Annotated in this window: 22 protein-coding genes and 4 pseudogenes; 14 read left to right on the top strand and 12 right to left on the bottom strand. The window is 60.7% G+C overall.

What is annotated here, in order from left to right:
* Positions 1-70 precede the first annotated feature (70 nt).
* The 7 genes from OMP40_RS19670 to OMP40_RS19640 are packed head-to-tail and all read left to right on the top strand — an operon-like array spanning position 71 to position 7,958.
* The gene (locus tag OMP40_RS19670) at positions 71-964 is read left to right on the top strand and encodes a carbohydrate ABC transporter permease (protein WP_277533896.1); all 894 of its coding nucleotides are present in this window, start codon (positions 71-73) and stop codon (positions 962-964) included.
* 15 nt (positions 965-979) lie between these two features.
* A complete protein-coding gene (locus tag OMP40_RS19665; RefSeq protein WP_277533894.1) occupies positions 980-1,825 on the top strand; it encodes a carbohydrate ABC transporter permease in 846 nt (281 codons plus the stop codon).
* 13 nt (positions 1,826-1,838) lie between these two features.
* The gene (locus tag OMP40_RS19660) at positions 1,839-3,509 is read left to right on the top strand and encodes an alginate lyase family protein (RefSeq protein ID WP_277533892.1); all 1,671 of its coding nucleotides are present in this window, start codon (positions 1,839-1,841) and stop codon (positions 3,507-3,509) included.
* 50 nt (positions 3,510-3,559) lie between these two features.
* A complete protein-coding gene (locus OMP40_RS19655; protein WP_277533891.1) occupies positions 3,560-3,862 on the top strand; it encodes a hypothetical protein in 303 nt (100 codons plus the stop codon).
* A gap of 55 nt (positions 3,863-3,917) precedes the next feature.
* The gene (locus OMP40_RS19650) at positions 3,918-4,466 is read left to right on the top strand and encodes a glycosyl hydrolase 2 galactose-binding domain-containing protein (protein ID WP_277533889.1); all 549 of its coding nucleotides are present in this window, start codon (positions 3,918-3,920) and stop codon (positions 4,464-4,466) included.
* A 1-nt stretch (position 4,467) separates the two neighbouring features.
* Positions 4,468-7,593 (top strand): family 16 glycoside hydrolase, encoded by a 3,126-nt coding sequence (locus OMP40_RS19645; protein ID WP_277533888.1) that lies wholly within the window; start codon positions 4,468-4,470, stop codon positions 7,591-7,593.
* 29 nt (positions 7,594-7,622) lie between these two features.
* The gene (locus OMP40_RS19640; RefSeq protein ID WP_277533886.1) at positions 7,623-7,958 is read left to right on the top strand and encodes a cupin domain-containing protein; all 336 of its coding nucleotides are present in this window, start codon (positions 7,623-7,625) and stop codon (positions 7,956-7,958) included.
* A gap of 239 nt (positions 7,959-8,197) precedes the next feature.
* Here OMP40_RS19640 and OMP40_RS19635 read toward each other — a convergent pair whose 3' ends face one another.
* The 6 genes from OMP40_RS19635 to OMP40_RS19605 form a co-directional block, all read right to left on the bottom strand.
* Positions 8,198-9,148, bottom strand: a complete 951-nt coding sequence (locus OMP40_RS19635) for an SGNH/GDSL hydrolase family protein (RefSeq protein ID WP_277533884.1) — start codon at positions 9,146-9,148, stop codon at positions 8,198-8,200.
* A 163-nt stretch (positions 9,149-9,311) separates the two neighbouring features.
* Entirely contained in the window at positions 9,312-10,484 is a 1,173-nt protein-coding gene (locus tag OMP40_RS19630) for an RNA polymerase sigma factor (protein WP_277534907.1), read from the bottom strand.
* Positions 10,372-10,890 carry a YciI family protein gene (locus tag OMP40_RS19625; protein ID WP_277533882.1) on the bottom strand — a complete coding sequence of 173 codons (519 nt, stop codon included), beginning with the start codon at positions 10,888-10,890 and terminating at the stop codon, positions 10,372-10,374. The genes OMP40_RS19630 and OMP40_RS19625 overlap by 113 nt, the downstream gene beginning before the upstream one ends.
* 220 nt (positions 10,891-11,110) lie before the next feature.
* Entirely contained in the window at positions 11,111-12,256 is a 1,146-nt protein-coding gene (locus OMP40_RS43145; protein WP_459076920.1) for an ABC transporter substrate-binding protein, read from the bottom strand.
* A 28-nt stretch (positions 12,257-12,284) separates the two neighbouring features.
* Positions 12,285-12,644, bottom strand: coding sequence for a helix-turn-helix domain-containing protein (locus OMP40_RS19610; protein ID WP_277533881.1), 360 nt, complete (start codon positions 12,642-12,644; stop codon positions 12,285-12,287).
* A gap of 5 nt (positions 12,645-12,649) precedes the next feature.
* Positions 12,650-13,078, bottom strand: coding sequence for a hypothetical protein (locus tag OMP40_RS19605; protein WP_277533879.1), 429 nt, complete (start codon positions 13,076-13,078; stop codon positions 12,650-12,652).
* A gap of 274 nt (positions 13,079-13,352) precedes the next feature.
* Here OMP40_RS19605 and OMP40_RS19600 point away from each other — a divergent pair, with 274 nt between their 5' ends.
* From OMP40_RS19600 to OMP40_RS19575, 6 genes and pseudogenes are all read left to right on the top strand, one after another.
* Positions 13,353-13,721 (top strand): MerR family transcriptional regulator, encoded by a 369-nt coding sequence (locus OMP40_RS19600; protein WP_277533877.1) that lies wholly within the window; start codon positions 13,353-13,355, stop codon positions 13,719-13,721.
* Between the two features lie 19 nt (positions 13,722-13,740).
* Positions 13,741-14,502, top strand: coding sequence for an SDR family oxidoreductase (locus tag OMP40_RS19595; protein WP_277533875.1), 762 nt, complete (start codon positions 13,741-13,743; stop codon positions 14,500-14,502).
* 164 nt (positions 14,503-14,666) lie between these two features.
* Positions 14,667-15,141, top strand: a pseudogene (locus OMP40_RS19590) (DUF2975 domain-containing protein).
* 10 nt (positions 15,142-15,151) lie between these two features.
* Complete coding sequence (locus tag OMP40_RS19585) at positions 15,152-15,376, top strand: helix-turn-helix domain-containing protein (protein WP_277533872.1); 225 nt, start codon at positions 15,152-15,154, stop codon at positions 15,374-15,376.
* Positions 15,373-16,196: pseudogene (locus OMP40_RS19580) on the top strand (DUF817 domain-containing protein). The gene OMP40_RS19585 and the pseudogene OMP40_RS19580 overlap by 4 nt, the downstream one beginning before the upstream one ends.
* A gap of 215 nt (positions 16,197-16,411) precedes the next feature.
* Positions 16,412-17,812 (top strand): HD-GYP domain-containing protein, encoded by a 1,401-nt coding sequence (locus tag OMP40_RS19575; RefSeq protein WP_277533870.1) that lies wholly within the window; start codon positions 16,412-16,414, stop codon positions 17,810-17,812.
* Positions 17,813-17,869: 57 nt separating this feature from the next.
* On the opposite strand, the gene OMP40_RS19570 is transcribed toward OMP40_RS19575, so the two are convergent.
* The 5 genes and pseudogenes from OMP40_RS19570 to OMP40_RS40240 form a co-directional block, all read right to left on the bottom strand.
* A complete protein-coding gene (locus OMP40_RS19570) occupies positions 17,870-18,277 on the bottom strand; it encodes a GNAT family N-acetyltransferase (RefSeq protein WP_277533867.1) in 408 nt (135 codons plus the stop codon).
* A gap of 22 nt (positions 18,278-18,299) precedes the next feature.
* Positions 18,300-18,524, bottom strand: a pseudogene (locus OMP40_RS41995) (GNAT family N-acetyltransferase); the annotation flags it as partial.
* A gap of 34 nt (positions 18,525-18,558) precedes the next feature.
* Positions 18,559-18,789, bottom strand: a complete 231-nt coding sequence (locus tag OMP40_RS19565; protein WP_277533865.1) for a hypothetical protein — start codon at positions 18,787-18,789, stop codon at positions 18,559-18,561.
* A 64-nt stretch (positions 18,790-18,853) separates the two neighbouring features.
* Positions 18,854-19,030, bottom strand: coding sequence for a hypothetical protein (locus OMP40_RS40245; protein WP_338131185.1), 177 nt, complete (start codon positions 19,028-19,030; stop codon positions 18,854-18,856).
* 304 nt (positions 19,031-19,334) lie between these two features.
* Positions 19,335-19,652: pseudogene (locus OMP40_RS40240) on the bottom strand (SDR family NAD(P)-dependent oxidoreductase); the annotation flags it as partial.
* A gap of 198 nt (positions 19,653-19,850) precedes the next feature.
* Between OMP40_RS40240 and OMP40_RS19555 the strand changes: the two are divergent.
* Complete coding sequence (locus OMP40_RS19555) at positions 19,851-20,435, top strand: TetR/AcrR family transcriptional regulator (protein WP_277533863.1); 585 nt, start codon at positions 19,851-19,853, stop codon at positions 20,433-20,435.
* Between the two features lie 53 nt (positions 20,436-20,488).
* On the opposite strand, the gene OMP40_RS19550 is transcribed toward OMP40_RS19555, so the two are convergent.
* Entirely contained in the window at positions 20,489-20,665 is a 177-nt protein-coding gene (locus tag OMP40_RS19550) for an AsnC family transcriptional regulator (protein ID WP_277533862.1), read from the bottom strand.
* Positions 20,666-20,721 lie beyond the last annotated feature (56 nt).

Raw genomic sequence — 20,721 nt, 5'->3', positions numbered from 1 at the left:
TTGCCGCAAGAGGGGCCTTTCAGCCAACGACTGAGGGCCCCTTTCTTTTCCACCGGAAGGAGATACCTGCATGCACCGGACCCGAATCAAACTGGAGGCCGTCGCCTTCACCCTCCCGAGCCTGCTGCTCACGCTCGCGCTCGGCATCTATCCGATCTTCTGGGCGATTCGCTACATGTTCTACGAGTACGCGGGCTACGGCACGCCCAAGTTCGTCGGACTCTACAATTTCGAACGGCTTTATCATGACGAACGTTTCTGGAACGCCGTGACCAACACGCTGGTATACGCCGGCGGCAAGCTCCTCGTGACGCTCCCGCTGTCGCTGCTGCTGGCCGTGCTGCTGAACCGCCGCATGCGGGGCGCGGGACTGTTCAAGACGATCTTCTTCATGCCGACGGTGCTGAGCGCATCCGTCATGTCCATCGTTTTCTACGTCATCTTCAACTCCTACAACGGCATGATCAACCAGCTGCTGCAGCAGCTCGGATGGTCGCGCGGCGTCGAATGGCTGGGCGCGAACTATGCGATGCTCACGATGATTCTGATCGCGATCTGGGGCGCGGTGGGCAACTATATGCTGCTGTTCCTCGCCGGCCTGCAAGGCATCCCTCGCGACATCTACGAGAGCGCGTCCATCGACGGCGCCCGTCCCGTCCAGCAGTTTTTCTACATTACGATTCCGATGCTGGGCCCGGTGCTGCAGATGGTCATGCTGCTCGCCATCACCGTCTCCCTCAAGGGCTACGAGAGCATCATGGTGCTCACGCAGGGCGGACCGTTCGGCAAGACCGACGTCATGTTCCTGTACGTGTACAAAATGTTTTTTCCCGTCGCCTCGACCACCGCGGAGGTGCAGCAGTTCGGCTACGGCAGCGCCGTGGGCTTCGCCGCGGCCTTGCTGATCGGCGCCGTCACGCTGATCTACTTCTATGCCTCCAAAAAACTCAATTCGCTTTATTAGAAAGGGCGTATCGCCATGAACAGATGGTCCAAGCGGCCTTCGGGGGCGAACGTGCTGGCCGGGGCATTTCTCGTGCTCGTCGCCGTCGTCATCCTCTATCCGGTCCTAATGGCCGTGCTCGGCTCGTTCAAGACGAACGCGGAGCTAAGCGGCGGCGGTTCGTTCTGGCCCGCGCACTGGCAGTTCGCGAATTATTCCAAGGCGTGGAAAGGCGCCAACTTCGCGCGCTTCTCGTGGAACAGCCTGTTCGTCAGCGTAGCGGCGACCGCCGGCACCCTGATCGTCGCGGCGATGGCGGCGTATGCGGCGGACCGGCGCGACTTTCCCGGCAAACGGCTGGCGATCGCCATCCAGGCCTCGACGATGTTCATCTCCATCGGCGCCGTCGTGCTCAAGCCGCAGTTCGACCTGATGGTCGCCGTCGGCCTGCACCGCACGCTCTGGGGCGTCGTGCTGATCCTGATCGCGGGGCATGCCGGCACCTACTTCATGCTCGCGAGCTTCATGCGGTCGATCCCCCGCGATCTCGACGAGGCGGCCATGATCGACGGCAGCGGCTTTTTCCGCACCTTCCGCTCGATCATTCTGCCGCTTCTGAAGCCGGGTCTCGGCGTCGCCGGGCTGTTCGTCTTCCGCAGCGCCTGGAACGAGTACATCCTGCCCTCCGTCTTCACGATGACGAATCCGAAGCTCCAGACGCTGACGGTCGGGCTCGCCAACCTGCGGTACGGCGTATCCGCCGCCATGCAGACCGACCTGATGCTGGCTGGCGCCTGCATCTCGCTGCTGCCGCTGCTGCTGGTCTATTTGCTCGCCAACAAATCCTTCGTCCAGGTTACGGCCGGTTCGGTGAAGGGATAGGAGCGTGACGGACATGCCGACGACGATAGATTGTGCGAACGGCTACTATTTGACGTTTGGAGAATTAAAACAAGCCGCCGAAGCTTATGCGGCAAGCCATCCTGCGGGAGCTGCGGAAGCGCTGGAAACCGCGGATCGCGCGAGACGGGGCGAGTTCCGCGTCCCCTTCTCGATGCTGGCCGGCGAATGGGTCGGTCTCGGGACGCCGATCGACTGGCTATACAACCCTTCGCGCGACCCCGAGTTCACCTGGGTGCTGAACCGGCACGGCCACCTGCGGGCGATGGGAAAAGCATATCTGCTGACGGGCGACGAGTCGTATGCGACGGATGCCGCGGCGCAGCTCGCGGATTGGATTCGCAGCTGTCCCGCCCCGGAGGGAGAAGCGTACGAGGAGGCGACTTATTTTCAGAAGCCGGGTCCCTGGCGGCTGCTGGAGACCGGCGTGCGTCCGCTATCGTGGATTTTCGCCTATGCCTGCATGGAACCGGTCTGGCGCCGGGACGCGAACTGGATGGCGATGTTCAAGGAGGCGCTCGCCGCGCATGCCGCTTATCTGTCCGCGCATATGGGCGATCCGGCGATCAACCACGCCATCATGCACATGCAGGGGCTGCAGGCGATCTCCGTGCTGCTCGGCGACCATCCGCGCGCCGCGTTCTGGCGGCAGCTCGCGCTGGAGCGCCTGGAACTGTGCATCCTGCGGCAGGTTGGCGAGGACGGCGTCCAGACGGAGTTGGCCGTCCACTACCACAATGTGGCGATCGAATGCTTCGCGCTCCCGTATCTGCTGGCCCGGAAGACGGGCGACCGCTTCCCCGACGCCTATCGCGCGCGGCTGGCTGCCATGGCGGACTTCGCCTCCGCCACGGTACGGCCCGGCGGCACTTCTAGTCCGCTGTCCGACTCGGACTGCAACCGGTGGGGCTTGCGCAAGCTGGCCCTGCTCGGCGAGGTGCTGGAGGACGACGCGCTGCGGGCGCGGGGCGAGCCCGACTGGGAGGATGTCTGGATCGCCGGTCCGGGCATCGCCGAGGGATGGGCGGCGCGGGAAGGCGAGGGCGATGCGCTTGCTGGCAGCGCGGGTGTTGGCGGGTCGGGTATCGGCGAGCCGGGTGCAGGCGGCTCGGGCGCTGACAGCTCGGATACCGGCCTCTCGTATCGGTTCTTCCCGCATGCCGGCTATCACATTCTGCGCGATCCGCAGCATTATCTGCTGTTCGATGCCGCTCCGCTGGGCGGGGCGCACGGGCATGCCGACGCGCTGCAGCTCGAGTGGTTTTACCGGGGACGCGCCGTTTTTATGGACAACGGCAGGTATACGTACGAGGAGGGCGCCGGCAGGCGCTATTTTAAAGCTACGGCGACGCATAACACGGTCACGGTCGACGGTCTCGACCAGACGGAATACGTGTCCAGCCAGCGCTGGTCCGACCGCGAAGCGACGGTCGCGCTTCACCGGTCCGTGCATCAAGCCGACTACACCTTGCTGGACGCCTCCCACGACGGCTACCGGCGACTGTCGGACCCCGCGACGCATCGCAGGTGGCTGATCGCGGACCGGCAGCTCGATGCGCTCATCCTCGTCGACTGGCTGATCGCGTCGGGGGGAGCATCGCCTGGCGCAGCATTTTTATCTCCATCGCGATACGACGGTGCGCGCGGCGGACGGCCAAGCCGATAGCGCATACACCTTTTTCTTAAATCCTGAAGGGGGGGGATGCAACACTTCGAATGAGCTGGCATTTCGGCGGGGCTTGCGAGGCGCCTGTCGTCTCGGCCGCGGCCGGGTACCGTTCGGACAGCTACGGAACCAAGTACGAAGTACCCGCGCTGCGGGCGGAAGCCGCATGCGGCGGCACCGCGGGCATCGTAACCGTCATCGCGCCGCACGGCACTTCGGATCCCGGCTGGCGATGCATCGCTTGCCGGATCGACGAAGAGACGCTCGCCGTCCGGATCGAGCTGGAGAACGCAAGCGGCGGCAGGCACAGGCTGGACGTTAGCCCGGAAAGCTACGAAAGATCCCTGATTTAAGCGCAATCTCGATTTCTCGCCTGAAGGAACCGCTACTATCTGAGGAGGTCCGATAATGGGAATTTCGAAGAGCAAACACGCTTACGCAAGGTTGATCCAGGTTCTAATCTGCTGCAGTCTGCTGATCGCTTACGCAGCCGTGGCCCCGAAGCCGGCAGCGGCGGCCGGGGAGCGGGAGTCCGCGTCGCTGAACGGCATCTGGGACTTTTATCCGAACGGCGGCACGACCCGGTACGACATCGTCGTCCCCTCCTATTGGGACGAAGCCGAGAACTTCGGTTATCCGTCCAGCTGGGCGACGCTTAATTACGGCGTATACAAGCGCAATTTCACCATTCCCGCTACGATGTCGGGCAAGGAGATCTTCCTCGACTTCGATCAGATCGCGCCGCTCGCGAAAGTGTTCGTCAACGGCACGCAGATCGCGACCGATACGAACGGCTACCTGATGACCCGCCTGCCGTACAAGCTGGACATCACGTCCGCCGCGAACGCGGGCGCCTCCAACACGCTCGAGGTGCGCGTCTGGGGCCTGCAGTCCTTCCCCTTCCGACGCGATCGAATCCGGCACCGGCAAGCCGATGTACCCCATCGGACTGGATAACATGTCCTGGGGGCAAGGACGGGGCATCAAGGACGACGTGCGTCTCGTCGCCTATCCCAAGCTTTACATCGCGGATACGCAGGTCGTGACGAACCTGCAGAACAACGCCGATCCGTCCGACGACGTCATTCAGATCGTGACGACCGTCGTCAATAAGACTTCGACCTCCCAGACGGCGACCGTCAAGAGCGCGGCGACGCTTGTCGGAGGTACGCTGGAGAAGAGCTTCGCCGACCAGAGCGTCACCGTCCCCGCGGGCGGCACCCAGACGGTCGTCTGGAACAATATCTCCTGGACGAACGCCAAGTATTGGTGGACGCACGATCCGAAGCTGTACAACCTCGGCGTCAGCCTCGTTCAGTCCGACGTCACGGTCGACAGCAGCACGACGCGGTTCGGCTTCCGGGAGTTCACGAAGACCTCGAACTACTTTCAGCTGAACGGCATCAAGACGAACCTGCGCGGCGACGCGCTTCAGTTCAACTGGCGCGCCGGCAGCGCGCACGGCTCGATCCCGAGCGCTTCCCAGAGCTTTAAGGATTCGAATATCGCCCAGGTCAAGAAGCTGATGGACGAGTGGGTCAAAACGTACAATGTCGCGCGCACCCACGTGGGCGGAGCGATTGACGAGCTGTACGACTATGCGGACGAGATCGGACTTCTGATCATCGACGAGACGCCTTTTTGGCAATACCAGGTCACCCAGGGCTTCGGTACGACGGCGATGAGCAATGTGTCCAAGTGGACCAGCCAGTGGGTCGCGGCGCGCCGCAACCATCCGAGCATCGTGATGTGGAGCGGAGGCAACGAGAATTGGGGAACCGAGAGCTCGCTGCTGCCCGTCGTGACGACCGCCATCCAGAGCGCGGATACGAGCCGTCCGATCATGCAGGACGATCTGGAGACCGACTGGGAATTTAACGATCACTATACGGGCGGCTATCCGATCGGATTTATGAATCACGCGAACTTGTACGGCCTGTATACGAACAACGCGACGAAGCCCCGCGGCGAGGGCGAGGCTTACACGCCGTCGCAGGGCTGGCCGACCCTGAACGCGGACGGCAGCTACAACGGCGCGACGCTCACCAAAGACCATCTGAACGACAATATCGTCTCGCAGGCCGTCTGGCACCGGGCGACCGACCGGATGGTCCGGGCCATGCGATACGCCGGCTTCGCGGACATCCGTTATTACGCCGACTGGATCTACGCGTACGAGCCGATCGAAGCGACGCTTTATCCGGCTTGGTCCGATATGACCGCGCCGGGCGTCAAACCGGTCAAGATCGACCGTCCGGTCGTCAATGTCTTCTCTTCGGCGTACCCGACGGTCATTCCGTCCGATTCCTACGAATATACGAAAAATTCGTTCTCGCCCGTCGCCGCGTTCGACAAGGTCGGGGACCAAAACAATCGCATTGGCGTGGCGCCGACCGTATTCGCCGGCGGCAGCGCCGCGTCCCGGACGATTATCGTCTATAACGATGAACAAAGGGACGGCACTTCCATCAACGTCAACTGGGAAGCCGGATATGTGGATCCCGCTACGAATGCCTATACGTCGTTCCAGACCGGTTCCTTCGCCGCGACGGTGGCGTACGGCTCCAAGACGGAGCAGGCGATCAGCTTCACCGTGCCGACCGGCGTCTCGGCCAAGTGGCTGACGCTGAAGCTCACGGCGAGCAAGGGCGGCGTGCAGAAGTTCCAGGAGACCAATCAGCTCGGCGCCATCGGCAGCGTTCCCGCGCCCAAGATCAGCGTGACGCCCGCCATCAACGTCGGCGTCAAAAACCCGGCGAACGCCTCGCAGCTGCACAAGATCAAGCTGGTCAACAAAGGCGGCGGCCTCAGCACGAACTGGACGGTCGCCGGACAAGGCGGCTTCCTCACGCTGACGCAAACCTCGGGCAACCTGCGCGGCGAACACGAGCTTTATTTCACCATCAACACGAACGGATTGTCGCCGAACACGGCTTATACGCGGACCTTGACCTTTACCGAGGCAAGCGGCTCTTCCGCTTCGGTCGTCGTCTCGTTCACGACGGACGCCAATCCGGGCGGCGGCGCAAGCGGGAATTTTACGGACGACTTCGAGGACGGCAGCGCGGCGGACTGGACGACGAACGGCGGCACGTGGGCCGTCGCGACCGACGGCTCGAAGGTGCTCCGGCAGACCGACGCCGCGGCTACCAACGTATCCGCGCTGAACGGCTCGGGCACGTTGACGGACTACGAGCTCACGGCCAAGGTCAAAGCCGCTTCGCTGGGAAGTCTGTCGGGGATCGGCCTTAACGCGCGGTTCCAGGATACGAGCAACACCTACAATTTCCAATACTACACCGCCGGCAATCTGATTAAGATTCAGAAGGCCGTCGGCGGCACGTGGACCACGCTCGCCTCGAAGGCTTTCACGTTCAACACCGGTACCTGGTACACCTTCAAGGCGGTCGCCGTCGGCAGCACGCTGGAATTCTGGGTCAACGGCGTCAAGGAGCTGACCGCCACGGACAGCACCTTCGCGTCGGGACAATTCGGGCTGAACGCCCACCGCGCCGACGCCAGCTTCGACGACGTCGTCGTCTCGCCGGTGCTGCTGGCGGACGACTTCGAAGACGGCAATGCGAACGGATGGACGACCACGGGCGGCACTTGGGCGACGGCGACGGACGGCACTTACGTGTACCGGCAGTCCGACAACACGGCGGCCAACGTCCATGCGCTCGCCGGCACCGCAAGCTGGGATAACTACGCGGTGACCGCGCGCGTGAAGGCCGGTTCCTTCAATGGCACCTACTCCGGGATCGGCCTCGATGCCCGGTACCAGGACGCGAACAACCAGTACAACTTCACCTATTACAGCGGCGGATCGGGGACCGTCAGCACGCTGAAAATTTCAAAATGCATCGGCGGCACATGGTCGGACATCGTTACGGTGCCCTTTACGATGACGACGGGTACCTGGTACACCTTCCAGGCCGTCGCGAACGGCAGCAGCTTGTCGTTCTGGGTGAACGGCACGCAGATGCTGTCCGTCACGGACACGAGTCTGACGACCGGCAAAGCGGGGCTTAGCTCGCACCGGGCGCAATCGAATTTTGACGATGTAAGGGTACTGGATCTGTGAGCGCGATGCTTAGAGAATGGAGGTAACAAATGAGTCTTAATGAAGAATGGCAGTACGCCGAACCCGGCGTGCGCCGCAAAATCGTAGCCGCCGGCACCGCCATCATGGGGATGCTCGTCGAATTCGAAGCCGGCGCCGAAGGCGCGGTTCATGCGCATCCGCACGAGCAGCTGACGTACGTCGCGAAGGGCGAGCTGGTCTTCCGGATCGGCGACGCCGAGCGCAGCGTCTCGGAGGGGGATACGGTGTATATCCCCTCCAATGCGCTTCACGGCGTCCGGGCGCTGACGCCCGCCACGCTGTTCGACACGTTTACGCCGCTGAGGGAGGACCTGCTCGCGGCGATGGGCGTGTCGAACGACTGACGGTCAGCGCAAACGGCCAATGTAACGCTGTGGGACGCCTCTTTACGCACATGCGCTCGCCGACCGACCGAAGTAACGCTGTCGGGCGTCTCTTTCGGCGCATGCGCTCGCCCGCCGGCTAAAGCAACGCTGACGAGCGTCTCTCTCGGCGCACGAGCCCCCCTGCTGGCAGAAGTAACGCTGTCGGATGCTACTTCGGCGCGTGAGCTCGCTTACCGGCCAAACTCGAAAATGAGAGGCTACGAAGCAGGCGAAGCCTTAAAGTCCGCCGCCAGCTCCCGGATGCGTACTTCCAGCGCATGCGCCGCGGCCTTCGCTTCCGCCAGGGGCAGCGCGCCTTCCGCCTTGTTCGGGTTCGTGTGCCCGACATGCTCTTTCCAGGCCGCGCTGACCAGCCGGTGGCGCTGCATGATCAGCTCAAAGTACGCCGAGCCGTCCACCGCCGTCACGAATGCCCGCGCATGCTCCGGCTCGATGCCGAACAGCGTGCGCAAGATCGACTGCGCCATCACCGCATGACCCGGCGCGAACGGATGGATGCCGTCTCCCGACAGGTACGCCGGATCGGCCGCCCGTTCCGCCGCGATGTGCGCCAGCAGCTCGTCGTGGATGCTCACCGTCGCGTCTGCAACATCTTCGCCGAGCGACAGCACCCAGTCCGCGTAGCGCTTCAGCACCTGCTCGTAATCGGCGAAGGGCGTCTCGTAACTGTACGCCGACTCCGGCCGGCCTTCGGGCAGCAGCCGCTTCGCGCCGTCCGGCAGCGACGCGGGATCGAACGGCGGCGGCGTCATGGCGATCGCCTTGGCGCCCGCCTGCCGGATCTGGCCGAGCAGCCGAAGCAGGCCGTCCTTGTAGGCGGCGAAACGCGCCTCCGACAGCGGATGGTAGATGCCGTCGTTCATGCCGTAGCAGACGACGACCCAGTCAGGCTGCGTCTCGGCGAGCGCCCGCGCCAACCGGTCGTGTATGCACGGCCGCGGAAACGGATGAATGGGCTCGCTCAGTCCCGACGCCGTCTCGCTGCTGACACCCAGGTTGATCAGCTCGATCCGGGAAGCCGGGACATGCAGGTGGAAATAGGCATCGAGATAGGCGATGTAAGTGCCGTCGTCGGTAATGCTATCTCCCAGAAACACGATTCTGAGCGCTTCCGGAAGCGGCTTGTCTTTCCCGTAAAATGGCTTCATGGCAAACTCCCAACTCTCGCAAGGAATGATATCGTCAACGCCATTATACACGCGAACGGGCCAACGAACGAGAACGGCGCGCAAAGAACCCAGGAATCCAAAGAACCCTTAAGCAACACTCGCTTTGCGGTGTTCTGCTTAAGGGTTCTTTTTACTGTCGTATTCACAGCCCGTCTGACTGGCTGCTCAAAAACCGCCGGACGGCCCCGTCCGCGCTGAGTCCGATCGCCCGGCTGTACGCGGATCGCGCTTCATCATACCGATGCATCCGCTTGTACAAATGACCGGCCAGCGCCCAGTAGGGCTGATAATCCGCAACTTCCGCAGACGGAATGGATGCCAGCAGCGCGATACCTTGGTCTGCGCCATAGGCCTCCGCGACCGCCGCGGCACGGCCGACGATAGCGCCTAGCGTGGGTCGCACGCGGACGAGCCCCTCGTACAATTGCGCGATCGCTTCCCACTCGGTACGTCCCGTCCATAGACGCTGCGCATGCACCGATTGAATCGCGGCCATGAGTTGAAACCGCCCGATGCGGCCGGCTTGCGAAGCCGCGTGCAAATGACGCTCCGCCTCCGCGATCAAGCTCCGATCCCAGCTTGCGCAATCCTGCTCGGAGAGCGGGACATAACTTCCTTCCCTATCGCGGCGAGCCGCTCGGCGAGCCTCGCCGTGCAGCATCAGCGCGAGCAGCCCGTGCACCTCCGGCTCGCGGGGAACGAACCTAAGCAGCAGCTTTCCGAGCTCGATCGCTTCCTCGACGAATCTCCCGCCAGGCGAACCGGCGGCGGTCGCGTCGTCCCAGCCGCTCCCGTAAGCGGCGTAGACGGCCTCCAGGACCGCGTCGAGACGCGCCGGGATCTCTTCCGCATCGGCCGGTTCGAACGCGAGGCGCTCGGCGCGGATCTTGGCCTTCGTCCGGGTCAAGCGCTGGCTCATCGTCGAAGGCTTGACGACGAAAGCGGACGCGATGCGGGCCGCGTCCAACCCAAGCACCGTCTGCAGCATGAGCGGCGTGCGCATCGCGGGATCGATCGCCGGATGCGCGCACAGCAGCATCATGCCGAGCCGCTCGTCCGGCAGCTCGGCGATGGACGCATTCAGAAGCCGGGCATCCTCGGCCATGGCCAGAAGCGTCGGCAGCGCCTCGGCGGAGACGCGGCTGCGGCGGGCGCGGTCGATCAACCGCCTGCGGGCGATCGTGACAAGCCAAGCTTCGGGCTTATCTGGAATGCCTGTCTTTGGCCAAGTTTCCAACGCCGACAGAAAGGCGTCGCCGATGGCATCCTCCACATCCTGAGGATTGCGCCAACGGACCGTGAGATAGGAGAGCAGCCGGCCGTAGGCCTCGCGCGCCGCCTTTTCGGCTATTCGATGCAATTCCATCGGCGGCTACTTCAGCGCGGGGATGTTCTGCCTGATCTCGACCGTATCGATCGGCCCCCCGGGCCGCCCACTCCAACGCGGCGTCCATATCCGGCACGTCGATCACGAAGATCCCGCCGAGCTGCTCCTTCGTCTCGGGAAAAGGTCCGTCCTGAACGACCATGTCGCCGCCGCGGCGCTTCAAAGTAGCGGCCGTCTCGGGCGCATACAGCCCGGAGCCGAACACGACGACGCCCGCTTCCCGCAGCGCATGCACATAGTGCGTCCAGCCAGCCAAATAAGCCTCCTGGCGTTCCGGATCCGTTCTGGCCGCGAAGTCCTCTTGCGACTCATAAAACATTAACGTGTAATTCATACGATAAGCCTCCTAGAAAACCGTTGAATTTGGTTACGTTATTCTGTCGTTTCGGCTTGCGCGATTTCTACATATCCGAAAAAAAATTTCTTCAGTCGCATCCAATGTGTGCATTTGCCTAAGTATAACAAATCGGAGGAAAAGAAAGCCGTTGCCTAGCGCCAAAAAACGAAGAAGCCTTCCCATGTCAACGATATGACTTTGGGTCGGCCTCTCATTTTCATTTTAATTTTCGACTATAAGGTCTGCCGCGCTTCAGAGGCTTGTCAGCCAGTCGGCCAACTCCTCCGTCTGGCTTAGAATCGCGATCGGGTCCCAGTAGCCTGAGCGGGTGCTGGTCCACAGAAATACATGATTGTTTTTGACGGCCGGCAGCGAGCCCCAGATCGGGTCCGCCTTGATATCGTCCAGCGTCTTCGAATCGGAGGTCAGAACGATATAGTCTCCCGCGTATTTTGGCAATACCTCGGCAGAGAATGCCGCCCAACCCGGATCGGCCATCTCGGCGGCGACCGCCGCGGGAGGCTTGAACCCGAATCCGTTGTAGATCGGTTGTCCGCCTTTCCCGTAGTCGGTTCCCACGGCCATCAGATCTTTTTTGATTGAGTTCGATGACCGAAAACGTGCTGTCCGCAGGTACGGCCTTCAAAACGCGTTCTTTGGCGCTCGCGATGCGACTGTCGTAGTCCGCGAGCCAGGCGTCGGCCTTTTCCTTTGCGCCCAGCAGCTCGCCAAAATAAGCGACCTCTTCGTGCACTGTCTTTAGCGAAGCGTAGGGGATAACGACAGTAGGCGCGATTTTGGCCAGCTGCTCGTTCACCTCCGGATAGAAGTCGTCCATGATGATCAGGTCCGGCTTCAGCGCCAATATCTTCTCCGCGTTGCCGTTGCCGTCCCCGATATTTTCGACGTCTTTCAAATATTCCTGGAAATACGGATTTTTAATATGATGATCGGACGTGCCGACCGGCGTAATGCCCAGCGCGATCAGGCTGCCGAGATACTCGCCTGCCACGATTCGCTGCGGATGAACGGGGATTTCCACCTCTCCGTTGACCGTTTGGACTTTTCTGGTCTGCGGCTCTGCCGAAGCTGTCGCCGCAGCGCTTGGACTCGGCTGCGAGGCGGCCGTCTCCGTCCCGGCGCCATTCGAGCCGCATGCGCTAAGCAATAGCATGAAACTCAGCAGTAATGCAGAAGCCAGCGTTGGCCTTACCTGTCTAAACATGATATCTCCCTCTCCGTCACCATGATACTGATAATCGTTATCAATAGATTCAGTATATGGAAACGCCTCGGGAGGGACAATGGAGTATCCCATGTTTATGACAGGACGATCTGCTCGTTTCTGCTTTTCGGCATGCATCTCTCTGTAACGGATGGGAGAGACGCCTTTATACTTTTTTGAACAGTCTGCCCAGATAGCCCGAATCTTGATATCCGATACCCGCTGCGATTTCCTTCAGCGTCGCATCCGTCTCGCGCAGCAGCGCCGCCGCCTTGTCGATGCGCACCTTAATCAAATAATCGATCGGGCTGAGTCCCGTACGGAGCTTGAAGTACGAGGATAGATGGGGAACGCTGTAGTTCAGGCTCTCCGATAGCGATTCAAGCGTGATAGTCTCCGCATAATGTTCGTGGATGATGGCGGCGACCTGGGCGGCCAAATCGCGCTTGGCCGGGCGTTGGCCAAGCTCTCCCATCTGCTGCAGCAGCTCATGCGCGAATTGATAGAGCAGCGTCCGGACGCGCAAAAGCGCTAATGGCTGCCTTTTCCCCAGGCCCTGAACATTTCGCCCGCGATCCGGTGCAGCGCTGCCGGATTGTCCGGCGCGAAGCTGTAGGATCGGTCCTGAGGCCGATCCTCCTCCAACGATGCGGCTAGCTCGGAAGGGATCGCAGCGCCTATGACAACCTTGTAATAAACGCTATAGTAATCCAAACCCGCGCTGCCCGCGACGAGGTCGAGCACGGCGCCCTTGCCTGCATGAAGCACGGTGACGCGCTGCATGCGGTGAACTTCGCGGCCGACATGAGCCTCGGCTTCGCCGCGAACCGAGATCAGAAACAAACTGGAGGGCACGCGGTAGCGGTAGACAGATTCGCTCGCTCCGATCGTGGTACGGCGAACGTCCACGACTTTGCATTCGGCATGATTCCATAGCGCGATCAGTTGATTGACGTCCATGCGGCGACCTCCCTTCCGCGTCTTTAAATTCCAGGCCTGCCGATCGGACTAAATCGCCTTCATCCGATTGTTCCTCGGCTGATGCTCGACTTCCGCCAAGCCCCATGCTTCCGCACCGATTCGACCTCCGTCGCATTGTTTATCTTTTCGTATAGTATATCCCGTGAGAATGCCCGCAACAAAGGCTTGTCCGTTCCCCCCTGTTGACTTAAACCACGGTTCAAGTCGTATCCTATAGTTGTCGACTCAATCGAATGAATTTGGAGGCCTCCAGATGAAGTACCGTTCCATCGGGGAAGCGGCGGCGGAGCTCGATATTCCGGATTCCACGATTCGCTACTACGAAAAAAAGGGGCTGCTGCCGCTAGTCGAGCGCGACAAGGCCGGGAGACGGATCTTTTCGGACGATCAGATGGCACTCCTCGGCACCGTGATGTGCTTGAAAAATACGCATATGCCCATCAGCGACATCAAGCAATACGTGGATTGGATCGTAGAGGGCGAGCGCACGCTCGAACGCCGGCTCGAGATGATGAACCGTCACAAGCAGGCGGTGCTGGACGAGATCGCGTTGATGACGGAAAGCTTGAAGGGCATCGACTACAAGATCGATCGGTACGCCAGGGAGCTCGGAAAAAAATAAACGGAGAAGAGGAACGCGCATGAAACTGTCGGGCAATACGATCCTGATCACGGGCGGCAGCGCCGGCATCGGCCTCGCCTTCGCGGAGCGATTTCTGAAGGCGGGCAACCGCGTCATCGTGTGCGGCAGACGCGAACAAGCGCTGCGGCAAGCAAAGGAGAAATATCCGGACCTTATCGCTCGCGTATGCGATCTGGCTATCGGGTCGGAGCGGACGGCCTTGTTCGAATGGGTAACGGCGAACCATCCGGAAGTCAACGTATTGGTGAACAACGCAGGCATCCAGCTGCGCTTCAACGTGCTGAAGGCGGATGCGAAAAACGACTGGGCTGCGCTAAGCCAAGAGATCGCCACCAACATCGAGGCTCCGTTCCACCTCTCGATGCTGTTCGCTCCGTTTTTTGCGGCCAAAGATGCGTCGGCGATCATCAACGTGACGTCCGGCCTGGCCTTTACGCCATTTGCGATCGCGCCGATCTATTCGGCGTCGAAGGCGGCGCTTCATTCCTTCACCATGAGCCTGAGGCTTCAGCTGTCGAACACCTCCGTGGAGGTGATCGAGGTCGCGCCGCCCGCCGTCAATACGGATCTGGGAGGCACCGGGCTGCACGTTCAAGGCGAACCGCTCGACGCTTTCGCGGACGGCATCTTCCAGGAGCTTGAAGCGGGGCTGACGGAGATCGGCTACGGCACCTCGGTCGCACGCCTGCGCATGTCGCGGGACGAGATCGACCAATACGCGGAAAAGATCTACGAAGCGACGAAAAGCGCGATTGAATAAAGCGGACCGCCGTCCGCGCGAACACCCAGCTCTCCGGCACGCGCCGGAGCAGTTGGGTGTTTTTATTTATCGGCAAATATGTTCTCTTAATCGAAATAAATTTATTGTAAAACGATAAATGTCGTGGTACGCTCTGTTCACCATACTTAAGCGGGGTGCTGGAAATGAAACGGAAAACGCTCATGCTGAGGGCAGTCGTCTTTCTGATCGGAATCGCGATTCTTGCCTTGTGCGTCATCGGGCTGCCTTCGACCTTTGACGAAGCGGCCGCGAATTATCCGACGTCGACTTATTTGCCCCTGTTCATAGGCATGTACGCCTCGGCGATTCCCTTTTTTTGCCGCACTGGTTCAGGCGCTGCGCCTCTTGCGCTATATCGACGACAACAAAGCTTTCTCGATATTGTCCGTCCGGGCGCTCCACATCATCAAATATTGCGCTTGCGCGATCAGTCTCCTGTATATAGCATGCCTGCCGTTCCTCTACCGGATCGCCGAAAAAGACGATGCCCCCGGCGTCATGGCCCTCGGCCTGGTCGTCGCGTTCGCTTCCTTCGTGATCGCCGTCTTCGCCGCCGTGCTTCAGAAGCTGCTCCAGAACGCCATCGACATTAAAGCGGAAAACGACTTAACGATCTGAGGTGAACGATGTGGCGATTGTCATCAATATCGATGTCATGCTGGCAAAGCGGAAAATGAGCGTGACCGAGCTGTCGGAGCGGGTCGGGATCACGATGGCCAACCTGTCCATTCTCAAAAACGGGAAGGCGAAGGCGATCCGCATCTCGACGCTGGAGGCGATCTGCAGGGCGCTGAAGTGTCAGCCCGGCGACCTGCTCGAATACGTCGACGATGAAGAGGAGGCCGGGCGATGAATCTGCTAAGCCTGAGGAGAGCGGCCGACACGGTCGGCATTCCCCGCGTTCTGCGGCAGCTCGTGCGGTTCGGCTGGGTGCAATCGCTGTCCTGCGTATTTCCCGTCGTCATCTTCGTCTCGCTCGCCGCGACGCAGCAATTTTCCCTGCCGTGGCTGCCTCGCTACGACTGGCTGCTGATTATCTGCCTGGCCATGCAGGCCTGGATGCTGCTCGCCGGACTCGAGACGCGCGACGAGCTGAAGGTGATCACCGTCTTCCATCTGATCGGCCTCGCGCTGGAGCTGTTCAAGGTGCATATGGGGTCCTGGTCGTACCCCGAGGCGGGCTGGGCGAAGATCGGCGGCGTGCCGCTCTACAGCGGTTTCATGTATGCCAGCGTGGCCAGCTACCTCTGCCAGGCCTGGCGGCGCATGCATGTCCGCCTGGAAGGCTGGCCGCCTCTCCGGTTGGCCGTTCCGCTGGCGGCCTCCATTTATTTGAATTTTTTTTACGCACCATTATTGGATCGATCTTCGCTGGTGGCTGTCGGCCCTCGTGCTCATCGTGTTCCGGCGGGCCTGGGTGACCTACCAAGTCGGGCGCCGCCGCTACCGGATGCCGGTCGTCCTCTCGTTCGCGCTGATCGGCTTCTTTATCTGGATCGCCGAGAATGTCGCCACCTTCTTCAACGCCTGGCAGTATCCGAATCAATCCGGCGCCTGGCATCTCGTTCCGCTCGGCAAGATCAGCTCCTGGCTTGCTGCTCGTCATCATCAGCTTTCTTATCGTCGCCTCGCTGAAGCTTTACAAGGGGCGTCGGCTTCCCGAAGCGCCTTGAGCGCCTTGAGCGCCTTGAGCTCCCGAAGCTCCGAAGGCTCCCAGACAACCTGAAGCTCGCGATTCCTCCTCCCGATTTATACGCTAACGGTCGTCGCCTCCGGCAGGATTCAACAGGGTTTATGTCGAATTTTGGCTACAGGCGAAGGAAGTTAGCTAAAAACCGGAAAGGTTGGAACGACCATGCCGCGTTCACCGCGCGTTTTGATCCGCATCATGTCGATAACGTCTGTCGTTCTTCTTCTGGCCTACGCTTACCTGGATTCTTTCCCCGGCCGCGATACGATGTGGGATTTGCCTCGCTTCCATTTTTACGTCATTTCCCCGACGCTGCTGACTTTGGCGATCAGCGCGGTCATCCTCGGCTGGACCGGGATCCGGCTGCGGGATATGAGCGTCCTCATGCTGGCGCTGGCCATCTTCTCGTTGAACGGATTTTTTCTGATCCATGCGCTGTCGACCCCGGGATTCATTATCCACGACCAGTACCATTTGGCCGGCGTCTCCTCTCAAGTCGCGCTGACGACCTGCGCGGTATGGATATGCCTGTCCACCCTGTCCTCGGACCACCCCGCGATTCGCCTGCTATCCAAGCACCGCAGGGGGATCGTCGTCGGCTGGGTGACGCTCATCGTCCTGTTGAATATGGCCGCGCTGGTGAATCCCGACCTTTCCGAATTCATACCGATCGATATCGAGCCGTTGAACTACGTTATGGCGGCGATTACCGTCCTCCTGTTCATTTTCGCAGCCGTCCGATATTACCGGCAGTTCCGGGTCGTTCGATTTCCCCTGCATGCCGCCATCGTATTCGGCGCCGTGCTGCTGGCGATCACGGAGTGCTTCATGATCAGCACGATGATGTGGACCCTCGCCTGGTGGCTGTACCATGTCGTTCTCGCCGCGTCGGCATTGCTGCTGTTGTACGGCATTATCGCCCAGTACCGGTCGAACGTCGCGGTGACGCACACCGTTCAACAGCGCGATCGGCATTCGCCGCAAGGCCAGCTGCGCATCAGCATCTCCGGCAGCATGCAAAATTTGATCGCCGCCACGGAGACGAAGGATGCTTATACGGCGGGCCACAACTACCGCGTCGCCATGTACGGCGTGCAGCTGGCCCAGGCCATGAAGCTCGATCCCGAGCTGCTGCTGGCGCTCGCCCGCGGCGGACTCATTCACGACGTCGGGAAGACGCAGACCCCGGGCGAGATTCTGAACAAGCCGGGCAAATTGGATCCGGACGAGCGGCTCGTCATCGAACAGCATCCGGTGGCCGGCTACGAGATGTGCAAGTATATCGGTTTTATGACCGAAGAGCTGTCCGTCATCCGCCACCATCACGAAAAGTGGGACGGCACGGGGTACCCCGACAAGCTGAAAGGCACGGAAATCTCGCTGCCCGCGAGAATCCTTGCCGTCGCGGACGTGTACGACGCGTTGACTTCGCGCAGGTCCTACCGCGAGCCTTGGCCGCAGGCGCGCGCGCTGCAGGTCATCGTCGAGGGGAGCGGCACGCACTTCGATCCCGATTGCGTCTCGGCCTTCGTCAAGCTTTGCGAGAGCGGCGACTTGTTCGTTCCTGACGAAGGTGACCGAAAACATAAGACCGTGTAAATGATAAACGGCTCTTCCGATGGGCGCCTTAAGCGCGTCCATCCGAAGAGCCGTTTTTTATTTCCCGCGATTCGCGATCGCTTCCTTGACTTGCCCTAGGTCTCCGGCGATGCGATAGGAGCCCCGCAGCGGCACATAACCCAGGTTTTGATTGACTTTAAGGATAGGACCGTTTGAAGAATCGTTATCCGTCTTCAAGTAGACGGCGCCCTGTCGCTTCGCGAGTTGAACGGCGCGGATCTTCAGCGCTTGCGCGATCTTGCGGCCCCGGTATTCCCGGCGGACGCCGGTATATTCGCGGTACATGCCGCCGGTCGCTTCCTTGTAAGGTATATTCGATACGGCGACGTACCGGCCGTCCTTCACGTCCACGGCGAGCAATACCCGTTCGGGGGCGTAACCCTCGACCCGCAAGTGCCACTTCGACCATTGCGCCCGGTCTGGCACCTCGCCCATGAAACGCATGCCGGTCCACGGAGAAGCCTCTGTGCTCGGCGAACAGCCGCGCTGCAGGGTCGTCGTCCCAGATCTCGGCGACGAGCTTGGTTGCCCCCAGCCCTTCGCCCCACTGCACGAGGTACTGCAGTAGCTGCCCTCCGATGCCTTGTCCGCGATATTCTTTTTTCACGACGACCGTATTATTGAGACGGCCCGGTTCGGTCCAAGGCGCCCGCCACGACCAGACATAGTCGACGATCAGCTCGTCATCGGCGACGACGACACGCTCATATTAGCGCAGATTTGCGCTATTCTCGCCCCTGCCGCTCCCGCACGCTCGCCCGCCGAACGCGTGCGGTCATGCCAGCCAGCAGCCCATTGTCGTCCATATACGTATGTCCGACCTCGTACAGGTTCGCATCGTCTTCCTTCAGGCGCTCGGCGGATATCGGCTCGGAGAAGAAGACGTTCAACAGCGCTGCCGATCCTTCATAATCCTCGAGTACCTTCAAAGGACGCAGCCCGTAATGCTCGGTCATGCGCTCTCCGCCTTTTTTATCCAGCATAGCATGTCATTATCTGGAACTGTCCCGAACTATCCGATCAGGAGGTTACTGCCCTTCCGGAAAATCCGTCGAGAAAGCGAGCTCCCCGCTGCGCCTCAAGCTCCGCGAGTCGGCCGGTGAGCGCGCGATGGATCGCCTGGTAGGAATCGCTGCCCAGCGCGATCCGCTTCGGCGCCGGATGCTGGTCGACGCTGTCGATTATGATCTTAGCCATTTTTGCAGGATCCCCCCTGGATACAGCCGTCTTATCTTCGGCGATACGCCTGGCGCCCGCAGCCGGAGAGATATCGTAGGCCTCCATCCGCGGCCCCAGCTTCAAGCTGTGGTGCCTGAAATTCGTGCGCGCCCCGCCCGGCTCCACGATGGTCACGCCGATGTTGAACGGCGCGACCTCCTGCATGACCGCTTCGGCGAAGCCCTCGATCCCCCACTTCGTCGCGTGGTACAGGGAGCCTCCCGGGAAAGCGGCTTGGCCCCCTGACCGTAGAGAGCTGAATGATACGTCCGCCGCCTTGCGCGCGCAAGTGCGGCAGCGCTGCGCGCACCAGCTGGATGGAGCCGACCAGATTGGTATTGATCTGATGGATAATTTGCTCGTCGGTCAGCTCCTCCGCCGCGCCGATCAGGCCATAGCCGGCATTGCTGACTACCGCGTCAATGCGGCCTAACTGCTCGAATGCCTCGTTGACGACCGTATAAATGCCCGCCGTATCCGTCACGTCCAGCTTCGCGATCCACAGCCGATCGCCGTATGCCGCCTTCAGATCGTCCGCCGCGTGGAGATTGCGCACGGTGCCGGCTACGCGATCGCCTCGCTCCAGCAGCTGCTCGGTCATATGCCGGCCGAAGCCGCTGCTGATTCCCGTGATCAACCAAGTCCGATGTTCCATCGTTATAACCTTCTTTCGAGGAGTTCCGATTTATTTGTAACTAACCGGTTAGTTATAATATAGAATGTTCTAACCGGTTAGTCAAGTGGTATACTAGGCAGAAATGACGCGGTATCGCTAATACAAAGTAAGGATGAGCAACCGATGAAAAATGCCGAAGCGACGCGCGAGCGAATTCTGGACGCCGCGATGGACGAGTTCTCCGCCTATGGAATTGCCGGCGCAAGAGTCGATCGCATTGCCAAATCCGCCGGGTGCAACAAAAACTTGATCTACGTTTATTTTGAAAGCAAAGAAACGCTTTTTACGACCGTGCTTCAAAAAAACCTCGAGCGCGCGTTCGAGGAAATCCCGTTCTCGCCGGACCGCATCCCCGAGTTCGCGGTTAACGTATTCGACTTCGCCGTGGCGCATCCCGATGTCATGCGGCTGCTGATGTGGGCCAATCTGGAGCACAAGACGGACAATCCCTCCGAACGAGAGAATGCCCATGCGGAGAAGATACGACAAATCGGTCAAGCGCAAAGCGCCGGCCGCTTAAGCTCGACGCTCCCGCCTGCCTTTTTGCTAACGGCCATCATGACGGTCTCTACCGCCTGGGCGTCGACGAATCCCTTCGGCCCATCGCTTAATCCGGAAGCAGCGAAGGACCTGGACGCCTTAAGAGCATCCGTCGCCGGCGCGGTGAAGCTGTTGATTCAGGCTGATCGTCCGGCGGAGGAAAAATGAAAAGGAGCTGCCTCACGCAGCTCCTCGATCCCTTCGCTAACGAGGGACAAATCCTATTTCACCTTTTCAATGGAAATGCTCAGTTTATAATTGCCGTACTTCAGCACGTCCTCCAGCAGCTTGTTGAGCGCCGCGACCGTCTCCCCCATCTCCTTGTTGGAGAGGAGCGCGTTATGCAACAGCGCATTGAGAATGCGCAGATCGATATCGTCGATCGCTTGGTTAGCCACTGGCAGACCACACCTTTCAGCGTGAAAGTAAATCCTTCCGAATGCGTTCATCCGGC

This window comes from Cohnella rhizosphaerae, assembly GCF_029525575.1.
GTDB classification, from domain to species: Bacteria; Bacillota; Bacilli; order Paenibacillales; family Paenibacillaceae; genus Cohnella; species Cohnella rhizosphaerae.
This window is presented reverse-complemented; position numbering and strand designations above follow the sequence as displayed.